The following is a 5,370-nucleotide window of genomic DNA, read 5'->3' as shown; positions in this document are numbered from 1 at the left end:
GAGGGGCTCCAGGGGTCGAGGGAGGCGGCGGGGGCCGTCCTCGGAGGCTAGGCGGGGCGGGGCGCGACGTCCGCCCGTTGACTTCCCAGGTGCGCGGCCGTGCTCGCGGGTCCGGGGGCGTTCGCCGACTCGAGGTCCGTTCTCCTCCGGCTCCCGCTCCGTTCTCCTCCGGCTTCGACGACTGTCCAGGAGTTGTCGCACTCGAGCTCGAGTGCGACGACTTCTGCGCACTCGGCGACGACCGCTGGGACGGGCCCGGCGGCTCCGCGACCACGCGGAAGTGGCCGTATTGGAGCGCGAGTACGGCGACTTCGGAGGACTGGCGACCGGCTCGAGTCTGCGGGTCCGCGAGTGCTCAAGAGTTGTCGCAGTCGACGCCGAGTGCGACAAGTTCTGGACAGTGGGGGAGGCTCCGGGGTGAGGGCTCGCGAGTGCTCAGGAGTTGTCGCAGTCGACGCCGAGTGCGACGACTTCTGGACAGTGGGGGAGGGGCTCCGGGTGAGCGCTTGCGAGTGCTCAAGAGTTGTCGCAGTCGACGCCGAGTGCGACAAGTTCTGGACAGTGGGGAGGGTCCGGTGAGGGCTCGCGAGTGCTCAGGAGTTGTCGCAGTCGACGCCGAGTGCGACGACTTCTGGACAGTGGGCGGCGTCCGAGCAGCGTCAGGGGCCCCGGCAGCACCCGTCAGGGACCGCGGCGGCACGCATCGGGGGCCCCGCGGCGCGCGTCGCGCCCGGCACCCGCGACCTAGGGTGAGGGCATGCATCCGCTCGACGCCAAGGACCCGCTCGCGCACTGCCCCGAGCTGTTCGTCCGCACCCCCGAGGTCCGCTCCTACCTCGACGGCAACTCGCTCGGCCGGCCGCTGCGCGCGAGCGTCGCCCGGCTCGCGCGGTTCGCGGAGGAGGAGTGGGGCGGCCGCCTCATCCGCGGCTGGGAGGAGGGCTGGCTCGACATGCCGCTCGAGGTCGGCGACGCCCTCGGCTCCGCGGTGCTGGGAGCCGCGGCCGGGCAGACGGTCGTCGCCGACTCCACGACCGTCCTGCTCTACAAGCTCGCCCGCGCGGCGATCGCCCGCCAGGCGGAGCAGGGGCGCGACGAGATCGTCGTGGACACCGACAACTTCCCCACCGACCGGTACGTGCTGGAGGGCATCGCGGCCGAGACCGGCAGCACGCTCCGCTGGATCGACTCCGACCCCGGGAGCGGCGTCGGCCCCGACGACCTCGCACCGGTGCTCGGCGAGCGGACGGCGCTGGTGCTGCTCAGCCACGTCGCGTACCGCTCGGGGTTCCTCGCCGACGCCGCGGCGATCACCGCCCAGGCGCACGAGGCCGGCGCGCTCGTGCTCTGGGACGCCTCCCACTCCGTCGGCTCGGTGCCGCTCGAGCTCGACGCGTGGGGCGCGGACCTCGCGGTCGGCTGCTCCTACAAGTACCTCAACGGAGGCCCGGGGGCGCCCGCGTGGGCGTACGTCGCCTCCCGGCACCAGGGCTCGCTCGCGCAGCCGGTGCAGGGCTGGATGGGCGTCGCCGACATGTTCGAGATGGGACCCGGCTACCGTCCGGCCGAGGGGATGCGGCGCTTCCTCAGCGGCACCCCGCCGATCACGGGGATGCTCGCGATGCAGGACATGATCGCGCTGATCGCCTCGGTCGGCATGCCCGCGGTGCGCGCGAAGTCGGAGGCGATGACGGCGTACGCGCTGGAGCTGGCCGACGCGTGGCTGGTGCCGCGCGGGGTGCGGGTGGCGACTCCGCTCGACCCCGCCCGGCGCGGCTCGCACGTGACGATCGCGCACGAGTCGTTCGCCGGCCTCGTCCCGCGGCTGCAGGCGGAGGGGATCGTGCCGGACTTCCGCCGACCCGACGGCATCCGGATCGGCCTCTCGCCGCTGTCGACCACCTTCGCCGAGCTGGAGCTGGGCATGGCGGCCATCAGGGACGCGCTGGACTGAGCGGGCCGGGGCTCGGCGAGGCGGCTGTTCCCGGCCCCACCCCTGGCCTCACCGCGCGTCGCGCGTCCGGCGGGTGCTCTCCTTCTGCAGGGCCTCGACGAGCTCGGCCTTCGTCATGCGCGAGCGGCCGGAGACGTCCAGGCGCTTGGCGAGGTCCATCAGGTGCGCCTTGGTCGCGTTCGCGTCCACTCCGCCCGCCGTCTCGCCCCCGGGGGAGCGGCCGTGGCCCTCGGCGCGGGAGTCGGAGGGGCCGCTCTCGGCCTTGCGCTCCCAGTGGTCGCCGACCTTCTCGTACTCGTGCTTCAGCGCGGCGAAGGCCGTGCGGTGGGCGCGTTCGCCGTCGCCGTAGCTGTCGACGGCCGAGTCGTGCGCGGCCGACCAGAGCTTCTGCGCGTGCTCGTCGGAGCGCTCGATGGTGGACGGGATCTGTTCCTCGCGGGGCATGGCGGCCTCCCTCTCGTCCTCCGACGCTACGTCGGGTCGGAGGCGCCGGTCACCCCGTTGACGAGCGCTCGGCGGGCGCCTCCGTCCCCGGAGCGCACTCGGGAGGCCGCTGCCGGTGTTCTCACCGGGCCGACGCCGATGATGGGGCGATGTTCATCCCGACCAGAGCCGCCGGTCTCGAGGCGCTCGACGACTTCGTCGCCCGCGCGGGCTCCGCCTACGCCCGCGACCGCAACCACGACCTCGGACCGTCCCGGGACAACGTCTCCGGACTCTCGCCCTACCTCCGCCACCGCCTCGTCACCGAGCGGGAGGTCGTCGCCGCGGTCCTCGCGCGGCACCGCCTGACCGCCGCGGAGAAGTTCGTCCAGGAGGTGTTCTGGCGCACCTACTGGAAGGGCTGGCTCGAGCAGAACCCGGACGTCTGGCGCCGCTACCGCCGCGAGGTGGCGGACTCCTCCGCGGGCGATCCTCCGCCCGGCTACCTCGACGCGATCGGCGGACGCAGCGGCATCGACGCGATGGACGCGTGGGTGAGCGAGCTCGTCGAGACCGGGTACCTCCACAACCACACCCGCATGTGGTTCGCGAGCATCTGGATCTTCACCCTCGGACTGCCCTGGCAGCTCGGCGCCGACTTCTTCTACCGGCACCTGCTCGACGGCGACGCCGCGTCCAACACCCTGTCGTGGCGATGGGTCGCCGGCCTGCAGACTCCGGGCAAGACCTACCTCGCCTCCGCGTCCAACATCGCGCGCTACACGGAGGGGCGCTTCTCGCCGAGCGGCCTCGCCACCACGGCCCCCGCGCTCACCGAGGAGCCCTTCCCGCCGCGGGCACCGCTCGAGCAGGAAGACGTCGTGGGGACCGTCGGCGCCCGCCCCGGCCTCCTGCTGCACGAGGAGGACCTCGAGGCGGAGAGCCTGCTCGCCGAGCAGCCGGGTCTGGCCGAGCGCCTCGTCGCGTGCGCCGTCGCCGGGGACGCGGGCGGGCGCTCGCCGTCCGGAGTCTCCGACGCGGTCGCCGCCTTCACCGCCGCGGCGCTCGCCGACGCCGCCGAGCGCTCCTCCGACTCCAGCGGCCGGCCGGCGCGGGTGCTGGCGGACGCGCGTGCCGCGACGGTCGTCGACTGGGCGGTGTCCGAGCGGATCGACACGGTGGTCGTTCCGTACGCGCCGGTCGGGCCCGTCGGGGAACGGGTGGAGGCGCTCCGCTCGGCTCTCGCCGACGAGGGGGTCGCGCTCGTCACGGTGCGCCGCCGCTGGGACGGTGCGGCGTGGCCGTCGGCGTCGCGGGGGTTCTTCACGTTCCGGAAGCGGATCCCGGCGCTGGTGCGCGACCTCGTCGAGCCCGCCGACGCGGCCCGCCTGTTCTGAGCGGCGTTCCGAGAGCCGCGTCCTGTGAGCTGCGTCCTGTGAGCCCCGTCCTGTGCTGCGTCCGGTGAGCCCCGTCCCGCGGAACCTGCCTGGTCCCGCGGGGCGGGTGCCGCTCAGCCGAGCAGGCGGTCGCGGAGGAAGTCGCTCGCGAAGCGGCCCGAGGGGTCCCACTCGGAGCGGAGGGTGCGCCACTCCTCGAGGTGCGGGTAGAGCGGCGCGATCTCGTCGGCTCCGGCGAGGAAGTGCTTGCCCCAGTGCGGCCGGGCCCCGAGCGGCAGCAGCGCGCCCTCGACGGCGGGGAGCACGGCGTCGACGCCGGCGCGGTCCTTCTTGAAGGTGAAGTGCACGCCGACGCTGTCGCGGCCTCCGGCGGGGGAGAGCCACTGGTCGTCGCCCGCCATGGTCCGCAGCTCCGTGATGAGCAGGACGTCGTCGATCCGCTCGCCGATCGCGCGCAGCGCCACGATCGCCTCGCGGACGTTCGCGCGCGGCACCATGTACTCGCTCTGGATCTCGTCGCCCGCGCTCGGCTCGCGGTCGAGGCGGAAGTGCGGCAGGCGCTCGGACCACGGTCCGACGGAGCCGCCGAACGGGTTCAGGTTGGAGTCGACACCCTCCGAGACGGCGAAGAGGCTCGCGGAGGCGGCGACCGCGCCCAGGTGCGTCGCGTCGACGTCGGCGACGGATCCCGCCGCCACCTTGGTCTTCAGCCACAGCTGCTCCACGGTCGGCGAGGACCAGTGGGTCATGAGGCTGACGCTGTAGGCGGAGGAGGTGATCGCGTCGAAGTCGTCGAGCACGCGCTCCCAGGGCAGGTCGACGAACGCGTCCTGGCGGACGTCGAAGGTCGGCTGGATGTCGAGGGTCACGCGGGTGACGATGCCGAAGGCGCCGAGGCCGACGACGACGCCCTCGAAGCCCGGCTCCCCGCGGCGGATCGTGCGCAGCGAGCCGTCGGCGGTGACGAGCTCGAGGGCAGAGACGGCGGAGGAGAGGTTCGCGTTGCGGTCGCCCGAACCGTGGGTGCCGGTCGCGATGGCGCCGGCGACCGAGATGTGCGGGAGCGAGCCCATGTTGTGCAGGGCGTAGCCGTTGCTGTGCAGGTGCGCGGCGACGACGCCGTAGCGGGTGGCGCCGCCGACGGTGACGGTGCTCGCCTCGGCGTCGATCACGGGGTCGGAGGCGAGGCGCCCCAGGTGCAGCAGTGCGCCGGGGGTGTCGGGCAGGGAGTTGAAGGAGTGGCGGCTGCCGAGGGCGCGGACGCGGTCGTTCTCGCGGACGAGGCGCTGCACCTCCTCGACGGACTCCGGCTCGATGATGGCGGCGGCGCGGTACTCGTAGGTGCCCGCCCAGTTGCTCCGTGAGGTCATGGATCCATTCTGCCGGGTGCGCGGGGGATTTGTTGTTGGTTGCAACGAATGGCCTGGTAACGCACGGGACGCGGCAGGACGGAACGGCGTGGATTCTGTTCGGGGCGCGCTCCGGGCCCCTGCCGGGGAGGACGGCGATGACCGCGCGCAGACGATCCCGCTCCGATCTGTTCCGGGTGCGCGTGCGCCTCCTGGTCACCATCGTGGTGGTGCTGCTCGTCCTGGC

Annotated in this window: 5 protein-coding genes; 3 read left to right on the top strand and 2 right to left on the bottom strand. The window is 73.4% G+C overall.

Annotated features, from left to right (window positions below; translation table 11 throughout):
- Positions 1–757 precede the first annotated feature (757 nt).
- Positions 758–1,954 carry a kynureninase gene (locus C5C44_RS16550; RefSeq protein ID WP_104251178.1) on the top strand — a complete coding sequence of 399 codons (1,197 nt, stop codon included), beginning with the start codon at positions 758–760 and terminating at the stop codon, positions 1,952–1,954.
- Between the two features lie 48 nt (positions 1,955–2,002).
- Here the strand turns inward: C5C44_RS16550 and C5C44_RS16545 are convergent, their stop codons facing one another.
- The gene (locus C5C44_RS16545) at positions 2,003–2,398 is read right to left on the bottom strand and encodes a ChaB family protein (RefSeq protein WP_104225169.1); all 396 of its coding nucleotides are present in this window, start codon (positions 2,396–2,398) and stop codon (positions 2,003–2,005) included.
- A 149-nt stretch (positions 2,399–2,547) separates the two neighbouring features.
- Here C5C44_RS16545 and C5C44_RS16540 point away from each other — a divergent pair, with 149 nt between their 5' ends.
- The gene (locus C5C44_RS16540; protein WP_104336227.1) at positions 2,548–3,774 is read left to right on the top strand and encodes an FAD-binding domain-containing protein; all 1,227 of its coding nucleotides are present in this window, start codon (positions 2,548–2,550) and stop codon (positions 3,772–3,774) included.
- 113 nt (positions 3,775–3,887) lie between these two features.
- On the opposite strand, the gene C5C44_RS16535 is transcribed toward C5C44_RS16540, so the two are convergent.
- The gene (locus C5C44_RS16535) at positions 3,888–5,144 is read right to left on the bottom strand and encodes a D-arabinono-1,4-lactone oxidase (protein ID WP_104225167.1); all 1,257 of its coding nucleotides are present in this window, start codon (positions 5,142–5,144) and stop codon (positions 3,888–3,890) included.
- Positions 5,145–5,179: 35 nt separating this feature from the next.
- Between C5C44_RS16535 and C5C44_RS17255 the strand changes: the two genes are divergently transcribed.
- Positions 5,180–5,370: hypothetical protein (locus C5C44_RS17255; protein ID WP_219827862.1), on the top strand; the 191-nt coding region annotated here is incomplete at its 3' end.

The sequence above is a fragment of the Rathayibacter sp. AY1F6 genome, from assembly GCF_002932035.1.
In the GTDB taxonomy this organism is placed as follows: Bacteria; Actinomycetota; Actinomycetes; order Actinomycetales; family Microbacteriaceae; genus Rathayibacter.
This window is presented reverse-complemented; position numbering and strand designations above follow the sequence as displayed.

Bases quoted from the DNA above. Each gene is read 5' to 3' on its own strand.
- C5C44_RS16550 (WP_104251178.1), top strand. From the start codon at position 758: ATGCATCCGCTCGACGCCAAGGACCCGCTCGCGCACTGCCCCGAGCTG.
- C5C44_RS16545 (WP_104225169.1), bottom strand. From the start codon at position 2,398: ATGCCCCGCGAGGAACAGATCCCGTCCACCATCGAGCGCTCCGACGAG.
- C5C44_RS16540 (WP_104336227.1), top strand. From the start codon at position 2,548: ATGTTCATCCCGACCAGAGCCGCCGGTCTCGAGGCGCTCGACGACTTC.
- C5C44_RS16535 (WP_104225167.1), bottom strand. From the start codon at position 5,144: ATGACCTCACGGAGCAACTGGGCGGGCACCTACGAGTACCGCGCCGCC.